The 15,881-nt window shown below is 61.3% G+C and carries 13 protein-coding genes; 11 read left to right on the forward strand and 2 right to left on the reverse strand.

The window, feature by feature from the left end; translation table 11 throughout:
• Nucleotides 1-6: 6 nt before the first annotated feature.
• Nucleotides 7-294: an Asp-tRNA(Asn)/Glu-tRNA(Gln) amidotransferase subunit GatC gene (gene gatC, locus HFK74_RS24225; protein WP_008054345.1), complete on the reverse strand. Its 288-nt coding sequence runs from the start codon at nt 292-294 to the stop codon at nt 7-9.
• A 211-nt stretch (nt 295-505) separates the two neighbouring features.
• Here gatC and mreB point away from each other — a divergent pair, with 211 nt between their 5' ends.
• The 8 genes from mreB to tldD all read left to right on the forward strand — a co-directional run bounded on the left by mreB (nt 506) and on the right by tldD (nt 11,834).
• On the forward strand, nt 506-1,543 hold the full coding sequence (mreB, locus tag HFK74_RS24230; protein WP_002555108.1) for a rod shape-determining protein MreB: 1,038 nt from the start codon (nt 506-508) through the stop codon (nt 1,541-1,543).
• Nucleotides 1,544-1,685: 142 nt separating this feature from the next.
• Nucleotides 1,686-2,825 (forward strand): rod shape-determining protein MreC, encoded by a 1,140-nt coding sequence (mreC, locus tag HFK74_RS24235; RefSeq protein WP_180205898.1) that lies wholly within the window; start codon nt 1,686-1,688, stop codon nt 2,823-2,825.
• On the forward strand, nt 2,825-3,316 hold the full coding sequence (gene mreD, locus HFK74_RS24240; protein WP_008054347.1) for a rod shape-determining protein MreD: 492 nt from the start codon (nt 2,825-2,827) through the stop codon (nt 3,314-3,316). Before mreC ends, mreD begins: the two co-directional genes overlap by 1 nt.
• A gap of 31 nt (nt 3,317-3,347) precedes the next feature.
• The gene (locus HFK74_RS24245) at nt 3,348-3,944 is read left to right on the forward strand and encodes a nucleoside triphosphate pyrophosphatase (protein ID WP_180205689.1); all 597 of its coding nucleotides are present in this window, start codon (nt 3,348-3,350) and stop codon (nt 3,942-3,944) included.
• Nucleotides 3,945-3,992: 48 nt separating this feature from the next.
• Nucleotides 3,993-5,450, forward strand: a complete 1,458-nt coding sequence (gene rng / locus HFK74_RS24250; RefSeq protein WP_008054350.1) for a ribonuclease G — start codon at nt 3,993-3,995, stop codon at nt 5,448-5,450.
• Between the two features lie 75 nt (nt 5,451-5,525).
• Nucleotides 5,526-9,329, forward strand: a complete 3,804-nt coding sequence (locus HFK74_RS24255; protein ID WP_180205690.1) for a YhdP family protein — start codon at nt 5,526-5,528, stop codon at nt 9,327-9,329.
• A 195-nt stretch (nt 9,330-9,524) separates the two neighbouring features.
• The gene (locus HFK74_RS24260) at nt 9,525-10,373 is read left to right on the forward strand and encodes a carbon-nitrogen hydrolase family protein (RefSeq protein WP_180205691.1); all 849 of its coding nucleotides are present in this window, start codon (nt 9,525-9,527) and stop codon (nt 10,371-10,373) included.
• Between the two features lie 18 nt (nt 10,374-10,391).
• Nucleotides 10,392-11,834 carry a metalloprotease TldD gene (tldD, locus tag HFK74_RS24265; RefSeq protein ID WP_180205692.1) on the forward strand — a complete coding sequence of 481 codons (1,443 nt, stop codon included), beginning with the start codon at nt 10,392-10,394 and terminating at the stop codon, nt 11,832-11,834.
• A 47-nt stretch (nt 11,835-11,881) separates the two neighbouring features.
• On the opposite strand, the gene yjgA is transcribed toward tldD, so the two are convergent.
• A complete protein-coding gene (gene yjgA, locus HFK74_RS24270) occupies nt 11,882-12,406 on the reverse strand; it encodes a ribosome biogenesis factor YjgA (protein ID WP_008054354.1) in 525 nt (174 codons plus the stop codon).
• Nucleotides 12,407-12,514: 108 nt separating this feature from the next.
• Between yjgA and pmbA the strand changes: the two genes are divergently transcribed.
• The 3 genes from pmbA (at nt 12,515) to HFK74_RS24285 (ending at nt 15,874) form a co-directional block, all read left to right on the forward strand.
• On the forward strand, nt 12,515-13,861 hold the full coding sequence (pmbA, locus tag HFK74_RS24275) for a metalloprotease PmbA (RefSeq protein WP_180205693.1): 1,347 nt from the start codon (nt 12,515-12,517) through the stop codon (nt 13,859-13,861).
• Between the two features lie 248 nt (nt 13,862-14,109).
• On the forward strand, nt 14,110-14,517 hold the full coding sequence (locus HFK74_RS24280; protein ID WP_180205694.1) for a FagA protein: 408 nt from the start codon (nt 14,110-14,112) through the stop codon (nt 14,515-14,517).
• Nucleotides 14,498-15,874 (forward strand): aspartate ammonia-lyase, encoded by a 1,377-nt coding sequence (locus tag HFK74_RS24285; protein ID WP_180205695.1) that lies wholly within the window; start codon nt 14,498-14,500, stop codon nt 15,872-15,874. The genes HFK74_RS24280 and HFK74_RS24285 overlap by 20 nt, the downstream gene beginning before the upstream one ends.
• Nucleotides 15,875-15,881: the final 7 nt, after the last annotated feature.

The raw sequence follows: 15,881 nt of genomic DNA on the forward strand, positions 1-15,881 counted from the left end.
TTCCCTTTAGTCGATGACTTTCGGAACCAGGTACAGGCCGTTTTCGACCGCTGGTGCGATGGACTGGTAGGCCTCGCGATTGTTGCTTTCGGTCACGACGTCTGCACGCAGGCGCTGGCTGGCTTCCAGTGGGTGGGCGAGCGGCTCGATACCATCGGTATTGACCGCCTGCATTTCGTCGACCAGCCCGAGAATGCTGTTGAGGGCCGAAGTAATGTGTGGAAGATCGGCATCATTGAGGCCAAGGCAGGCCAGATGAGCGATTTTTTCCACATCGGAGCGTTCAAGCGCCATTGGGATTCTCCAGTGGAAAACAAGACGGACGGCGTCCGTGTGTTAGATTGTCGGAACACTACCGCACTTCTACGGTCATATGGCCGCGATTGTGGGGTTTGGTGCACAGAAAAGCGGCCAATTTAACATATTGGCGCCTTGCCCAAAATCCCTGTCGTTGTTAGAGTTTGCCGCACTTTTTTACCCACGCGTTGCCTAGGGTCCCTTTCCCATGTTCAAGAAACTGCGTGGCATGTTTTCCAGCGATCTTTCCATCGACCTGGGCACTGCCAACACCCTTATTTACGTGCGTGAGCGCGGTATCGTCCTGAATGAGCCATCGGTTGTGGCCATTCGGACGCACGGTAACCAGAAAAGTGTCGTTGCTGTCGGCACCGAAGCGAAGCGCATGTTGGGCCGTACGCCGGGCAACATTGCTGCCATTCGTCCGATGAAAGACGGCGTGATCGCCGACTTCAGCGTCTGCGAAAAGATGCTGCAGTATTTTATCAACAAGGTTCATGAAAACAGCTTCCTGCAGCCTAGCCCTCGTGTGCTGATCTGCGTCCCATGCAAGTCCACCCAGGTTGAGCGTCGCGCCATCCGTGAGTCGGCCCTCGGTGCCGGTGCCCGTGAAGTGTTCCTGATCGAAGAGCCGATGGCGGCTGCGATCGGTGCCGGCCTGCCGGTTGAAGAAGCTCGCGGTTCGATGGTTGTGGATATCGGTGGCGGTACCACCGAAATCGCGCTGATCTCCCTGAACGGTGTGGTCTACGCCGAATCCGTACGGGTAGGTGGCGACCGTTTCGACGAAGCGATCATCACTTATGTGCGTCGCAACTACGGCAGCCTGATCGGTGAATCCACTGCCGAGCGCATCAAGCAGGAAATCGGTACCGCCTACCCGGGCGGCGAAGTTCGCGAAGTCGACGTTCGTGGCCGCAACCTGGCCGAAGGCGTTCCACGCGCATTTACCCTGAACTCCAACGAAGTGCTGGAAGCTCTGCAAGAGTCCCTGGCAACCATCGTTCAGGCCGTGAAGAGCGCACTGGAGCAATCGCCGCCGGAACTGGCTTCCGACATCGCCGAGCGTGGCCTGGTGCTGACCGGTGGTGGCGCCTTGCTGCGTGACCTCGACAAGCTGCTGGCCCAGGAAACCGGCTTGCCGGTGATTGTCGCCGAAGACCCGTTGACCTGCGTTGCTCGCGGCGGTGGCCGTGCATTGGAAATGATGGATAAACACACCATGGACCTGCTCTCCAGCGAATAAGTCGCCGGATCGCCTCCATGCTGTTGAGCGCGCAGGCGGCACTTTGCAGTGCTGCCTGTTCGCGTTTATCTTCTGTCGTCTGCATCCAGGCCGGTTTGATGCCGTATGAATAAAGAGAACATTTGCCTGGGAGGAGCGGCTTATTAAACCGCTTTTCACCAAGGGTCCCTCACTGGGCGTGCGCTTGTTGGTGCTGGTCGTGCTATCGGTCGCGCTGATGGTGGTCGATGCCCGCTTCACACTGCTCAAGCCAGTGCGTAGCCAAATGTCGCTGGCGCTGATGCAGTCTTACTGGATCACTGACCTGCCGCAGCGGCTATGGCAGGGTGTGGCCAGCCAGTTTGGCAGCCGCACCGAACTGGTCGCCGAAAACGAAAAACTCAAGAGCGAGAACCTGCTGTTGCAGGGGCGCATGCAGAAGCTTGCTTCTCTCACCGAGCAGAACGTTCGGCTGCGCGAGTTGCTCAACTCTTCGGCGCTGGTCAACGAAAAGGTCGAAGTGGCCGAACTGATCGGCATGGACCCCAACCCGTTCACCCATCGCATCATCATCAACAAGGGTGAGCGCGACGGCGTGGTGCTCGGTCAGCCGGTACTCGATGCCCGTGGCCTGATGGGCCAGGTGGTCGAGTTGATGCCCTACACCTCCCGGGTCCTGCTGCTGACCGATTCCACCCACAGCATTCCGGTGCAGGTCAACCGCAACGGCCTGCGCGCCATTGCCAGCGGCACTGGCAACCCGGAGCGCCTGGAACTGCGCCACGTGGCCGATACCGCCGATATCAAGGAAGGCGACCTGTTGGTCAGTTCCGGCCTCGGCCAGCGCTTCCCGGCAGGTTACCCGGTGGCGACGGTCAAGGAAGTAATCCACGATTCCGGCCAGCCGTTCGCCATTGTTCGCGCCGTACCGACCGCCGCCTTGAACCGCAGCCGTTACCTGCTGCTGGTGTTCAGCGATACCCGGACCGCCGAAGAGCGTGCCAACGATGCTGCCCAGGCCCAGGAAAGCCTGGATGCGCAGGGCGGTGGGCCGATCATTCCGGCGACCGTGCCGCGGCCGGCGGTTGTACCGGCGGCTGTTGCAGCTCCCGCTGCCCCGGCGGCGCCAGCAGCTCTAGTGGCCACTCCGGCGGCCACGACCCCGGCCAAGCCTGCCGCCAAGCCTGCTGCCAAACCCACCGCGACTGCACCCGCCAAGCCACCGGCGGCACAACCCGCTGTCGTCAAGCCTGCTGCCAAACCGCCTGTCTCCGCGCCGGCTACCACTGGGGGACGAGAATAATGGTCGGTGTTACAGCTTCCCGAAACGGCTGGATCGTCTGGCTGACATTTGCCGTCGGCATGTTGCTCAGCGTATCGCCGCTGCCGCAATTCATGGAAATCCTGCGCCCGCTGTGGCTGGCCTTGCTGCTGGCGTTCTGGGCGCTGGCACTGCCGCAGAAAGTCGGCATGGTCACCGCCTGGTGCCTGGGCCTGGCAGAGGACGTACTGTACGGCACGCTGCTGGGCCAGAATGCATTGATCCTGACGCTCATCACCTACTTGGTGCTGGCGCTGCAACAACGCCTGCGAATGTTCCCGATGTGGCAGCAGAGCCTGGTGATCCTGGTGATCTTCGGCCTCGCCCAGCTTGTTCAATTGTGGCTCAGTGCCCTGACCGGCAATCGTCAGCCAACCCTGGCGCTGGTATTGCCGGCACTGGTCAGCGCGTTGCTCTGGCCTTGGGTCAGCTTCGGTTTGCGTGGATTGCGTCGACGCTACAAAATCAATTAATTCGCTCAGGCATAGACAGGGAGAGGTCTTGATGAAACGGTTGTACCTCGCCTCTGGCTCACCGCGTCGGCGTGAACTGCTCACGCAGATCGGCGTGCCGTTCTCCGCCATCAGTGCGGATATCGACGAAACCCCTTTGACCCATGAATCCCCGTCGGCCTATGTCGAGCGCCTGGCGCGCGGCAAGGCCGAGGCCGGACGCGGCGCCGTCTCGTCTGAAGCTGCCTGCTGCGTGCTCGGTGCAGATACCGCCGTGGTGCTCGATGGAAAAATTCTTGGCAAACCGGTTGATGAAGACGATGCGTGCGCCATGCTGAAGAGGTTGTCGGGGCGCGAGCATCAGGTCCTGACCGCGATCGCGCTGCTCGACGGTGAGCGTTGCGAGTCCTTGGTGGTCACCAGTCACGTGCGTTTTCGAGAGATCAGCCCTGATGAAGCGGCAGCATACTGGGCCAGCGGCGAACCCCGGGACAAGGCCGGTGGATACGGTATACAAGGACTGGGCGCGGTGTTTGTCGCCGGGCTCACTGGAAGTTACTCGGCGGTGGTTGGACTGCCGCTGTGCGAAACCGCGGAACTGCTCGGCCATTTCGGCATACCCTGTTGGCAAACCAATAACGCGCGCTAAGCGTCGTAACCGGCCATTATCGTGAACATGCCTGAACGAGACCCTGCCATGAGTGAAGAGATCCTGATCAACATCACGCCGATGGAATCGCGCGTGGCGGTGGTCGAAAACGGTGTCCTGCAAGAAGTTCATGTCGAGCGCACGCAAAAGCGCGGGATCGTCGGCAACATCTACAAAGGCAAGGTCGTGCGGGTGTTGCCCGGCATGCAGGCGGCGTTCGTCGATATCGGCCTGGACCGCGCCGCGTTCATTCATGCGTCCGAAATCTCCATGCGTGAAGGTCCGGCAGTCGAGAGCATCAGTGCGCTGGTGCATGAAGGCCAGAGCCTGGTGGTGCAAGTCACCAAGGACCCCATTGGCTCCAAAGGTGCGCGCCTGACGACGCAGCTGTCGATCCCTTCGCGTTATCTGGTGTACATGCCGCGCACTGCGCACGTCGGTATTTCGCTGAAAATCGAAGACGAAGCCGAGCGCGAACGCCTCAAGCAGGTGGTCACCGATTGCGTGGCCAAGGAAGGTATCAAGGAGGCGGGCGGGTTCATCCTGCGCACGGCAGCCGAAGGCGCCGGGGCCGATGAAATCCTCATGGACATCCGCTATCTGCGCAGGCTCTGGGACCAGATCAGCGAGCAGATCAAAACCATCAGCGCGCCGAGTGTGATCTATGAAGATCTCGGCTTGGCACTGCGCACCCTACGCGACCTGGTGAGCCCGAAAATCGAGAAAATCCGCATCGATTCCCGGGAAACCTTCCAGAAAACTACGCAGTTCGTCGCCGAATTGATGCCGGAGATCGCCGATCGTCTGGAACATTATCCGGGCGAGCGGCCGATTTTCGACCTGTACGGTGTCGAAGATGAAATCCAGAAGGCCCTTGAGCGCAAAGTCCCGTTGAAGTCCGGCGGTTACCTGGTGGTCGACCCGGCGGAAGCCATGAGCACCATCGACGTCAACACAGGGGCCTTCGTCGGGCATCGCAATCTTGAAGAAACCATCTTCAAGACCAACCTCGAAGCGGCGACCGCCATTGCCCGCCAGCTGAGGCTGCGCAACCTGGGCGGGATCATCATCATCGACTTCATCGACATGGAAGACGAAGAACACCAGCGCCAGGTGCTGCGCACGCTCGAGAAGCAACTGGAGCGCGATCACGCCAAGACCAACATTATCGGCATCACCGAGTTGGGCCTGGTGCAGATGACCCGCAAGCGCACCCGCGAAAGCCTCGAACAGGTCCTGTGCGAGCCGTGCACCAGTTGCCAGGGGCGCGGCAAGCTGAAGACTCCAGAAACCATTTGCTACGAAATCTTCCGCGAAATCCTGCGTGAGGCTCGCGCCTATCAGGCGGAAGGCTATCGTGTATTGGCGAACCAGCGAGTCGTCGATCGCCTGCTCGATGAAGAGTCGGGTAACGTCGCCGAACTTGAAGGGTTTATCGGGCGCACCATCCGGTTCCAGGTCGAAACCATGTATTCCCAGGAACAATACGACGTCGTGCTGCTCTGAACTGCTGCGTCCTGAATTTTCCTGAACGGCTGGCCTCAGCTTTCTGCAGAACTTTTGCCATGGGAGCCAACTGACATGGAGCGTCTGACACGCATATTGGCCGCACTGACCCGCTGGGGTCTGGGCCTGTGCGCGTTGGTTTTGGTGTTGATGGCGTTGTACGTCAGCCTTGGCCGGGAACTGGCGCCGTTGGTGGCCGAGTACCGTGGCGAAGTCGAAACCAAGGCTAGCGAGGCCTTGGGCATGCCCCTGCAAATCGGCGAGTTGAAAGGCAGCTGGAGTGGCTTCGCGCCCATCTTGTCGGCTCACGATGTGACAGTAGGGGAGGGGGCCAACGCCCTGCACCTGGAAAACGTACGGGCTGTCCCGGACGTGTGGGCCAGCCTGCTGGCACGCGATGTGCGTATCGCCAATCTTGAGATCAATGGCCTGAAGATCAGCCTCAAGCAGGGCGATGACGGCGCGTGGGCGCTGGAAGGTTTGCCGGTCAAGGATGATCAGCCCCTCGACCCGGAGCAGTTGCTCAATCGCATGCAAATGATCCAGCAGCTGTCGGTACTCGACAGCCAGGTCACCTTGCAGCCGTGGGGAGAGTCGCCGCTGACCCTGACGTACGTCGGGGCGACGCTGAAAACCGGCACATCCCGCCAGCGACTCGATGCCCGCTTGACCCTGCCCGATGGCCAGCCATTGGCCTTGAATGTGCGTACCCGCATTCGTGCCAGCCAGTGGAAGGACGGCGAAGCGCAAGTGTATGTGAGCTTGCCGCAGAGCGACTGGTCGAAATGGTTGCCCGAAACCCTGACCCAGCAATGGAATTTCTCCGAGATCAAGGCCGGTGGCGAGCTGTGGGCAACCTGGGGCCAGGGCGTCTTGCAAAGCGGCGCCGTGCGTTTGAATGCGCCGCAGTTAAAGGGGGCCTATGCCGAGCGCAAGCCGATCCAGATCAACAACCTGGCGCTCAACGGTTATTTCCAGCGCAGCGCCGAGGGAATGCTGGTAACGGTTGACTCCCTGGCCATGAACCTTGGCGAGACCCGTTGGGAATCGCGCCTGCAACTCAAGCAGACCCCGGCCGCGGACAGGACGCAGGATCTCTGGCATCTGCAAGCCGACCGTCTCGACCTGACACCACTCACGCCCCTACTCAATGCCCTGGCACCATTGCCGGAAGGTGTCGCCACGGTGGTCGAGCGGCTGAAAGTCACCGGTGGACTGCGCAACATACTGATCGACGTGAAGCCCAATGCTACCGACGACAGCCGGTTCAGCTTCGCGGCCAACCTCGATCGCGTCGGCTTTGACGCGTATCACGGCGCCCCCGCGGCGCGCAATGTCACGGGAAGCATCAGCGGCGACCTTGGCCATGGCGAGTTGCGCATGGACAGCAAGGATTTCATGCTGCACCTGGACCCGATTTTCGCCAAGCCATGGCAATACATCCAGGCCAACGCGACCTTGGCCTGGAAGCTCGACAAGGAAAGTTTCACCTTGATCGCGCCGTACCTGAAGGTGCTGGGCGAGGAAGGCAAGATTGCCGGCGACTTCCTGATCCGCCTGTTTTTCGATGACACACAGGAAGACTACATGGACCTGCGGGTCGGTCTGGTGGAGGGCGACGGTCGCTACACCGCCAAATACCTGCCGACCGTCCTCAGCCCGGCGCTGGATGAATGGCTGCGAACGGCGATTCTCAAGGGGGCGGTGGATGAGGGTTTCTTCCAGTACCAAGGCTCTTTGAACCATGGCGCCGAGGAAACGGCCCGCAGCATCAGCCTGTTTTTCAAAGTCCACGATGCCGAGCTGGCGTTTCAGCCTGGCTGGCCGCATGTCAGCAAGGTCACGGGTGATGTGTTCGTCGAAGACAGTGGCGTAAGGATCCTGGCCAGCAAGGGTCAATTGCTCGACACCCAGGTCCGCGACATCTACGTCAATATTCCCCACGTGCCTGCCGGGCAGAACAGTCACCTGTTTCTCGATGGCGCGTTTGCAGGCGGATTGGGCGACGGTCTGAAAATTCTCAAGGAGGCGCCGATCGGCACGGCCGAGACGTTCGCTGGCTGGGAAGGCGAGGGCGATCTGCAAGGCAAGCTGAAGCTGGATATTCCGCTGGCCAAGGGCGAGCAGCCGAAGATCCTGGTTGACTTCAAGACGGCAAAGGCCCGCCTGAAACTGCCCGAGCCACCCCTCGAGCTGACTCAGCTCAAGGGTGACTTCCGTTTCGACAGCAGCAAAGGGTTGAGTGGGCAGAACATCAGCGCGCGGGCCTTCGATAAACCGGTCACTGCGCAAATTTTCGCCGATGGTCGCGAGGGCAAGCTCAACACCCGGGTCACCGCTTCCGGGCAGGTAGAAGTCAAGAAACTCACGGACTGGCTGAGCGTGACCCAGCCGTTGCCGGTGAGCGGCGTGATCCCCTATCAACTGCAACTGACCCTGGATGGTGCCGATAGCCAGTTGATGGTCAACTCCAATCTCAAAGGCGTTGCAGTTGATTTGCCAGCACCCTTTGGCACGACTGCCGATGCGGGGCGCGATACGTCGTTCCGCATGACCTTGCAGGGTCCGGAACGGCGCTACTGGGTGAACTACGGTGAATTGGCGAACTTCACGTTTGCCGCACCAAAAGACAGTTTTGCCGACGGTCGTGGCGAGCTGTTCCTGGGCAGCGGCAATGCCGTTCTGCCAGGTACCAAAGGCCTGCGGGTACGCGGTGTACTGTCGGAACTGGATGTCGGCCCCTGGCAGGATCTGGTGAACAAATATGCCGGAAAGGACCCGGGTGGCAATGCCAAGCAGTTGCTCAGTGGTGCCGACATCAAGGTCGGCAAGCTCAGCGCTTTGGGCACTACGCTGGATCAGGCAGCGGTGCAGTTGACGCGCAAACCTTCCGCATGGGCGTTGCAACTCGACAGCCAGCAGGTCAAGGGCACTGCCAGTCTCCCCGATGCCAAAGCCGCGCCGATGGTGATCAACCTGCAAACCGTGCGGCTGCCCGCACCTGACCCCAAGGTCCTGGCCGACGAAAATTCGCCGGACCCCCTGGCCTCGGTGGACCCGACCAGGATCCCGGCCCTGGATATCACCATCAACCAGTTGTACCAGGGCAATGACCTGGTCGGCGGCTGGTCGTTGAAGGTGCGTCCGACCGCCAAAGGCATTGCGCTCAACGCGCTGGACCTGGGCCTCAAGGGCATCCTGTTGCAAGGCAGCGGCGGTTGGGAAGGCGCGCCCGGCGCCAGCACCAGCTGGTACAAGGGGCGGATCAGCGGCAAGAACCTGGCGGATGTGCTCAAGGGCTGGGGCTTTGCGCCGAGTGTCACCAGCCAGGAGTTTCACATGGATGTCGACGGCCGCTGGCCCGGCTCGCCGGCATGGCTGGCTACCAAGCGTTTCTCCGGCACCCTCGATGCGTCGCTCAAGGAAGGCCAGTTTGTCGAGGTTGAGGGCAGCGCCCAGGCGTTGCGGGTGTTCGGTCTGCTCAACTTCAACTCCATCGGCCGCCGCTTGCGCCTGGACTTCTCCGACCTGTTCGGCAAAGGCCTGAGCTATGACCGGGTCAAGGGCCTGCTGGTGGCGACCAACGGCGTGTATGTGACCCGCGAGCCTATCCGCCTGACTGGGCCGTCGAGCACCATCGAGCTCAACGGCACGCTGAACATGGTGGCCGATCAGATCGATGCGAAATTGATGGTGACCTTGCCGGTGACCAACAACCTGCCCATTGCTGCGCTGATCGTCGGCGCACCGGCAATCGGCGGGGCGCTGTTCCTGATCGACAAATTGATTGGTGACCGTGTGGCGCGCTTTGCCAGTGTGAAGTACACGGTCAAGGGGCCGTGGAAAGAACCGAAAATCACCTTCGAGAATGCTTTTTGACGCCAGCCTCCAAACCTATGGAGTAGCATGGCCTTAGGTGCTCCAACGCTAATACTGTAGGAGCGAGCGATGCGGCGATCCGACTTGCCCGCGAACCGGGCGCCGCGGTTTATCAACACTACCGCGTCATCGTTCTTCGCCGGCAAGCCTGGCTCCTACAGGTTTGTGTGCTGAATTCCAGACTAAGGAAAGGCCATGTCCATAGCGGTAATTCAAATGGTCAGCCAGAGCGATGTGCTGGCCAATCTGGCCCGGGCGCATCAGTTGCTGGAACAAGCAGCCGCGGGCGGCGCGAAATTGGCCGTGCTGCCGGAAAATTTTGCCGCCATGGGCCGGCGCGACATCGCCGACATCGGTCGCGCCGAGGCGCTGGGCGAAGGCCCGATCCTGCCGTGGTTGAAACAGACGGCCCGCGACCTCAAGTTATGGATAGTGGCCGGCACCTTGCCGTTGCCGCCGGTGGATCAACCGACGGCCAAGGTGCATGCCTGCTCGTTGCTGGTCGACGATCAGGGCGAAACGGTCGCTCGCTACGACAAGCTGCACCTGTTTGATGTGGACGTGGCAGACAATCGCGGCCGTTATCGCGAATCCGATGACTATGCTTATGGCAGTGGGGTGGTGGTGGCGGACACGCCGGTAGGGCGAGTCGGCCTGACGGTCTGTTATGACCTGCGCTTCCCGGAGCTCTACAGTGAATTACGGGCTGCCGGCGCGGAACTGATTACCGCGCCGTCAGCTTTTACCGCTGTGACCGGCGCCGCGCACTGGGACGTGCTGATTCGTGCGCGAGCCATAGAAACCCAGTGTTATGTGCTCGCGGCCGCCCAGGGTGGAACGCATCCGGGGCCGAGGGAAACCTGGGGCCATGCGGCAATTGTCGACCCATGGGGGCGGGTGTTGGCGCAACAGGATCAAGGCGAGGCCGTGCTGCTGGCCGAACGCGATAGCAGCGAACAGGCGTCCATCCGGGCGCGGATGCCGGTGTCCAGTCACCGGCGCTTTTTCTCGCAGGGCGCCCAGCGGCCTGCCTCAGAACGATGAATTTAAGGCGTAAAGCATATGAGCGAGTTGTTGTCCTCAGTCAGTGAACACCTCCTGGCACCCGGTGGCGTATCGATCGAAAGCCTGCAAGGCGTGCTCGGCGACTTGGCCGGCCCCGGCATCGACGCCGCCGACCTGTATTTCCAGGGGCAGATTTCCGAGTCCTGGGCGCTGGAAGACGGCATCGTCAAGGAAGGCAGCTTCAACCTCGACCAAGGGGTTGGCGTTCGCGCGCAATCCGGTGAGAAGACCGGGTTTGCCTACAGCAATGCCATCACCCTGGAAGCCTTGGGCGCGGCGGCCCGTGCCGCCCGTTCGATCTCCCGGGCGGGGCAGAATGGCACCGTGCAAGCGTTCACCACCCAGGATGTGGCGCAGTTGTACGGGCCGGACAATCCGCTGGAAGTGCTGACCCGTGCCGAGAAAGTCGATCTGCTCAAGCGCATCGATGCCGCCACGCGCGCCCTCGACCCGCGTATCCAGCAAGTCACCGTGAGCATGGCCGGTGTCTGGGAGCGGATTCTGGTGGCGTCCACCGATGGCGGCCTGGCGGCGGATGTACGGCCATTGGTGCGCTTCAACGTCAGTGTGATCGTCGAACAGAACGGCCGTCGCGAGCGCGGTGGCCACGGTGGTGGCGGGCGTACCGATTACCGTTATTTCCTCGCTGAAGATCGCGCCATGGGCTATGCCCGTGAAGCGCTGCGCCAGGCACTGGTCAATCTGGAAGCCATTCCGGCGCCGGCCGGTACCTTGCCGGTGGTGCTGGGTTCCGGTTGGTCGGGCGTGCTGCTGCACGAAGCGGTCGGCCACGGCCTGGAAGGTGATTTCAACCGCAAGGGCAGCTCCGCCTACAGTGGGCGCATGGGTGAAATGGTCGCGTCCAAGCTGTGCACCATCGTCGATGACGGCACCCTGGCCGGTCGCCGTGGCTCCTTGAGCGTCGATGACGAAGGCACGCCGACCGAGTGCACCACGCTGATCGAAAACGGCGTGCTCAAGGGCTACATGCAGGACAAGCTCAACGCCCGCCTGATGGGCGTGGCCCGCACCGGTAACGGCCGTCGCGAATCCTACGCGCACCTGCCGATGCCGCGCATGACCAACACCTACATGCTGGCCGGCGAAAGCGACCCGGAGGAAATCATCGCGTCGGTGAAGCGCGGCATCTACTGCGCCAACCTCGGCGGCGGTCAGGTGGACATCACCAGCGGCAAGTTCGTGTTCTCCACCAGCGAGGCGTACCTGATCGAAGACGGCAAGATCACCGCCCCGGTCAAAGGTGCGACGTTGATCGGCAACGGCCCGGAGGCCATGAGCAAGGTGTCGATGGTCGGCAACGACCTGGCACTGGACAGTGGTGTGGGGACGTGTGGCAAGGATGGGCAGTCGGTGCCGGTGGGTGTCGGCCAGCCAACGCTGAAGATTGATGCGATCACCGTGGGTGGCACGGGCTCGTAAGGATGGAGCTGTGGGTGAGTCGCGTGGCGACTCACCCGGTCAGATACTTAACGCAGACCGCGTTGAGTCTCGTCCAGCTCACGGATGTACTTGAAGATTTTACGGCTCGAAGCAGGAGGCTTGTTTTGCGCAACCTCATGCTGGGCCTGACGGATCAGGGAGCGCAATTGCTGGCGGTCCGCGTCCGGGTAGTCGACGACGAATTTTTCCAGTACGGCATCGTCGCCGGCGATCAGGCGATCGCGCCAACGTTCCAGGTTATGGAAGCGTTCGTTGTACTGGCGAGTGGAGGCATCGAGTTGATCGAGCAAAACCAGAATCGCGTCAGTGTCCTGATCGCGCATCAGTTTGCCGATGAACTGAAGGTGCCGTTTACGCGCGATGTTCGCGGTGTGCTTGGGCGCATCGGCCAGGGCCCGGCGCAAGGCGTCGGTCAAGGGCAGTTTTGCCAGCAAGTCAGGCTTGAGCGTTGTAAGGCGCTCGCCAAGGTCAACCAGAGCATGCAGCTCGCGTTTGACCTGGGATTTGCTTTTTTCTCCCGTATCGAGGGAGTCGTCGTAAGAATCAACCATGGTGGCCGTCCGCAAAGAAACGCCGCCATGATAACCAGTCGGGGGCCGCTTGTCCGGCCCGGTCGCTCGATGACCGTTACCGAAAGCAGAATTTGAGTGGAGAACAGCATGAGTGCAGTTGAAAGCGTCGGCCCACAAGCGTTGCCGGCACTGCAAGAACAAGTCGAGCAGATCATCGCTGAAGCCAAGCGACAGGGCGCCAGTGCCTGTGAAGTGGCGGTGTCCCTGGAGCAAGGCCTGTCGACCACGGTTCGCCAGCGTGAAGTCGAAACCGTCGAATTCAACCGCGACCAGGGTTTTGGTATCACCTTGTACGTCGGTCAGCGCAAGGGCTCGGCCAGTACCTCGGCCAGTGGGCCGGAGGCGATTCGCGAAACCGTTGCCGCTGCCCTGGCCATTGCCAAGCACACTTCCGAAGACGAAGCCTCGGGCCTGGCGGATGCCGCGCTGATGGCCAGGGATGTCCAGGATTTCGACCTGTTCCACCAATGGGACATCTCCCCGGAACAAGCCATCGAGCAGGCGCTGGCCTGTGAGGCCGCGGCGTTCGCCGCCGACAGCCGGATCAAGAATGCCGATGGCACCACCCTGAGTACGCATCAGGGCTGCCGCGTCTACGGCAACAGCCACGGATTTATCGGCGGTTATGCGTCGACCCGGCACAGCTTGAGTTGCGTGATGATCGCCGAGGCCGATGGCCAGATGCAGCGCGATTACTGGTACGACGTGAACCGCCAGGGCAATCTGCTGGCTGACCCGGTTAGCATCGGCCAACGTGCAGCGCAACGCGCGGCAAGCCGCCTGGGCGCGCGTCCGGTGCCGACCTGCGAAGTGCCGGTGCTGTTTTCCGCAGAACTGGCCGGCGGCTTGTTCGGCAGCTTCCTCTCGGCGGTTTCCGGTGGCAGCCTGTACCGCAAATCCTCGTTCCTCGAAGGCACACTGGGGCAGAAACTGTTCCCGGAATGGCTGACCATCGACGAGCGTCCGCACCTGATGCGCGCCCTGGGCAGTGCGGCGTTCGATGGTGATGGCCTGGCCACCTACGCCAAACCGTTCGTCGAAAAAGGCGAACTGGTGTCCTACATTCTCGGCACCTACTCAGGCCGCAAGCTGGGCATGCCGAGCACCGCCAATGCCGGTGGCGTGCACAACCTGTTCGTCACCCATGGTGATGAGGACCAGGCTGCCCTGTTGCGTCGCATGGGGCGCGGCCTGCTGGTCACCGAATTGATGGGCCAGGGCCTGAACATGGTCACCGGTGATTACTCCCGTGGCGCGGCGGGTTACTGGGTCGAGAACGGTGAAATCCAGTTCGCGGTCCAGGAAGTGACCATCGCCGGCAACATGCGTGACATGTTCAAGCAGATCGTCGCCGTGGGTAATGACCTGGAACTGCGCAGCAACATTCGCACCGGTTCGGTGTTGATCGAGCGGATGACGGTGGCGGGTAGCTAGCTCTCACCGTTACACCCAAAGGCGCGCCACCCATCGGGTGGCGCGCCTTTTTTTATGCGCCTTACACCGAACCTCTGTGGGAGCGAGCCTGCTCGCGATGGCGATAGAGCATTCAAAACACAGGTTGACTGACCCACCGTCATCGCGAGCAGGCTCGCTCCCGCAATGGATCGCCTGAGTCGTTCGCACTTGTTTTGGTTCTCATTATCATCTAATAATAAATCTCATTACCGAATGAGCCCCGGATCATGAGTTCTGCCTTGCACGAGCAGCCTTACCTCGAAAGCTGGCGCTGGATGAGTCGCCAGATCCGTTGCGCGATGAATCCCGACGAGCCGCGCCTGATCGACCATTACCTGGCCGAAGGCCGGTATCTGGCCTGTTGCACGGCAACCTCACCCTGGACCGTCGCTGAAACTTCCTTCCGTCTGTTGCTCGACACCGCCGCCGATGTCGCGCTGCCCTGGCACTGGCGCACTTACTGCCTCGACCAGGCCTGGCGCCCGCTGCGCGAACTCGAGCGCCTCTCTTTGTGCAAGTGCCGGCTCAAACGCTGGCAGAGCTACACCTGGCAACTGGCGACCTGCGAGTTGCAGCCTTCGATTCCCCTAACTGAACTGGTGCAAGGATATTCAGATGACCAAGACACGTATTGAGCGCGACAGCATGGGCGAGCTTCAGGTCCCGCAAGACGCCCTCTACGGCGCACAGACCCAACGTGCGGTGGATAACTTCCCGATCAGCGGCAAGCCGATGCCCGTGCAGTTCATTCGCGCGCTGATCCTGGCCAAGGCTGCCGCTGCCCGGGCCAACATCGAGCTCAAGCAGATCAGCGAATCCCAGGGCAACGCCATCGCCCTGGCGGCGCAAGGCCTGCTCGAAGGCGATTTCATGCAGCATTTCCCGGTGGATGTTTTCCAGACCGGTTCCGGCACCAGCTCCAACATGAATGCCAACGAAGTGATCGCCACCTTGGCCAGCCGCCTGCTCGGCGAGCCGGTGAACCCCAACGATCACGTCAACTGCGGCCAAAGCAGCAACGACATTATCCCCACCACTATCCATGTCAGTGCCGCGCTGGCCCTGCACGAACAGTTGCTGCCGGCCCTGATCGGGCTGGTACAGGTGATCGAGCGCAAGGCGCAAGAGGTGCATCACCATGTCAAGACCGGTCGCACCCACCTGATGGACGCCATGCCGGTGCGCATGAGCCAGGTACTCAATGGTTGGGCACAACAGCTCAAGGCCAACATCGGTCATTTGCAGGGCCTGCAGCCAAGCCTGCAATCCCTGGCCCAGGGCGGTACGGCAGTGGGCACTGGCGTCAATGCGCATCCCGAATTCGCTGCGCGCTTCAGCCAACAGCTGAGCAAGCTGACCCAGGTGCAATTCACCCCGGGGGTGGATCTGTTTGCGTTGATCGGGTCCCAGGACACCGCCGTTGCCGTATCCGGACAACTCAAGGCCACCGCGGTTTCGCTGATGAAAATCGCCAACGACCTGCGCTGGATGAACTCCGGTCCATTGGCCGGCCTGGGTGAGATAGAGCTCGAAGCCTTGCAACCGGGGTCTTCGATCATGCCAGGCAAGGTCAACCCGGTGATCCCGGAAGCCACCGCCATGGTCGCCGCCCAGGTGATCGGCAACGACACGGTGATCACCATCGCCGGTCAGTCGGGCAATTTCGAGCTCAACGTGATGCTGCCAATCGTCGCCCAGAACCTGCTGAGCAGCATCGAATTGCTGGCCAACTCCAGCCGACTGCTGGGTGAAAAAGCGATTGCCAGCTTCAGGGTCAACGAAGACCGGATCAAGCAAGCGTTGTCACGCAACCCGATCCTGGTGACCGCACTCAACCCGATCATTGGCTACCAGAAAGCCGCTGAAATCGCCAAGAAGGCCTATCAGCAGGGCCGCCCGGTGATCGATGTCGCGCTGGAGCACACCGACCTGTCGCGTAGCCAGCTGGAAGAGTTGCTCAACCCGGAAAAACTCACCGCTGGCGGCGTGTAAACACCAC

This window comes from Pseudomonas sp. SbOxS1 (assembly GCF_013416725.1).
Classification (GTDB): domain Bacteria; phylum Pseudomonadota; class Gammaproteobacteria; order Pseudomonadales; family Pseudomonadaceae; genus Aquipseudomonas.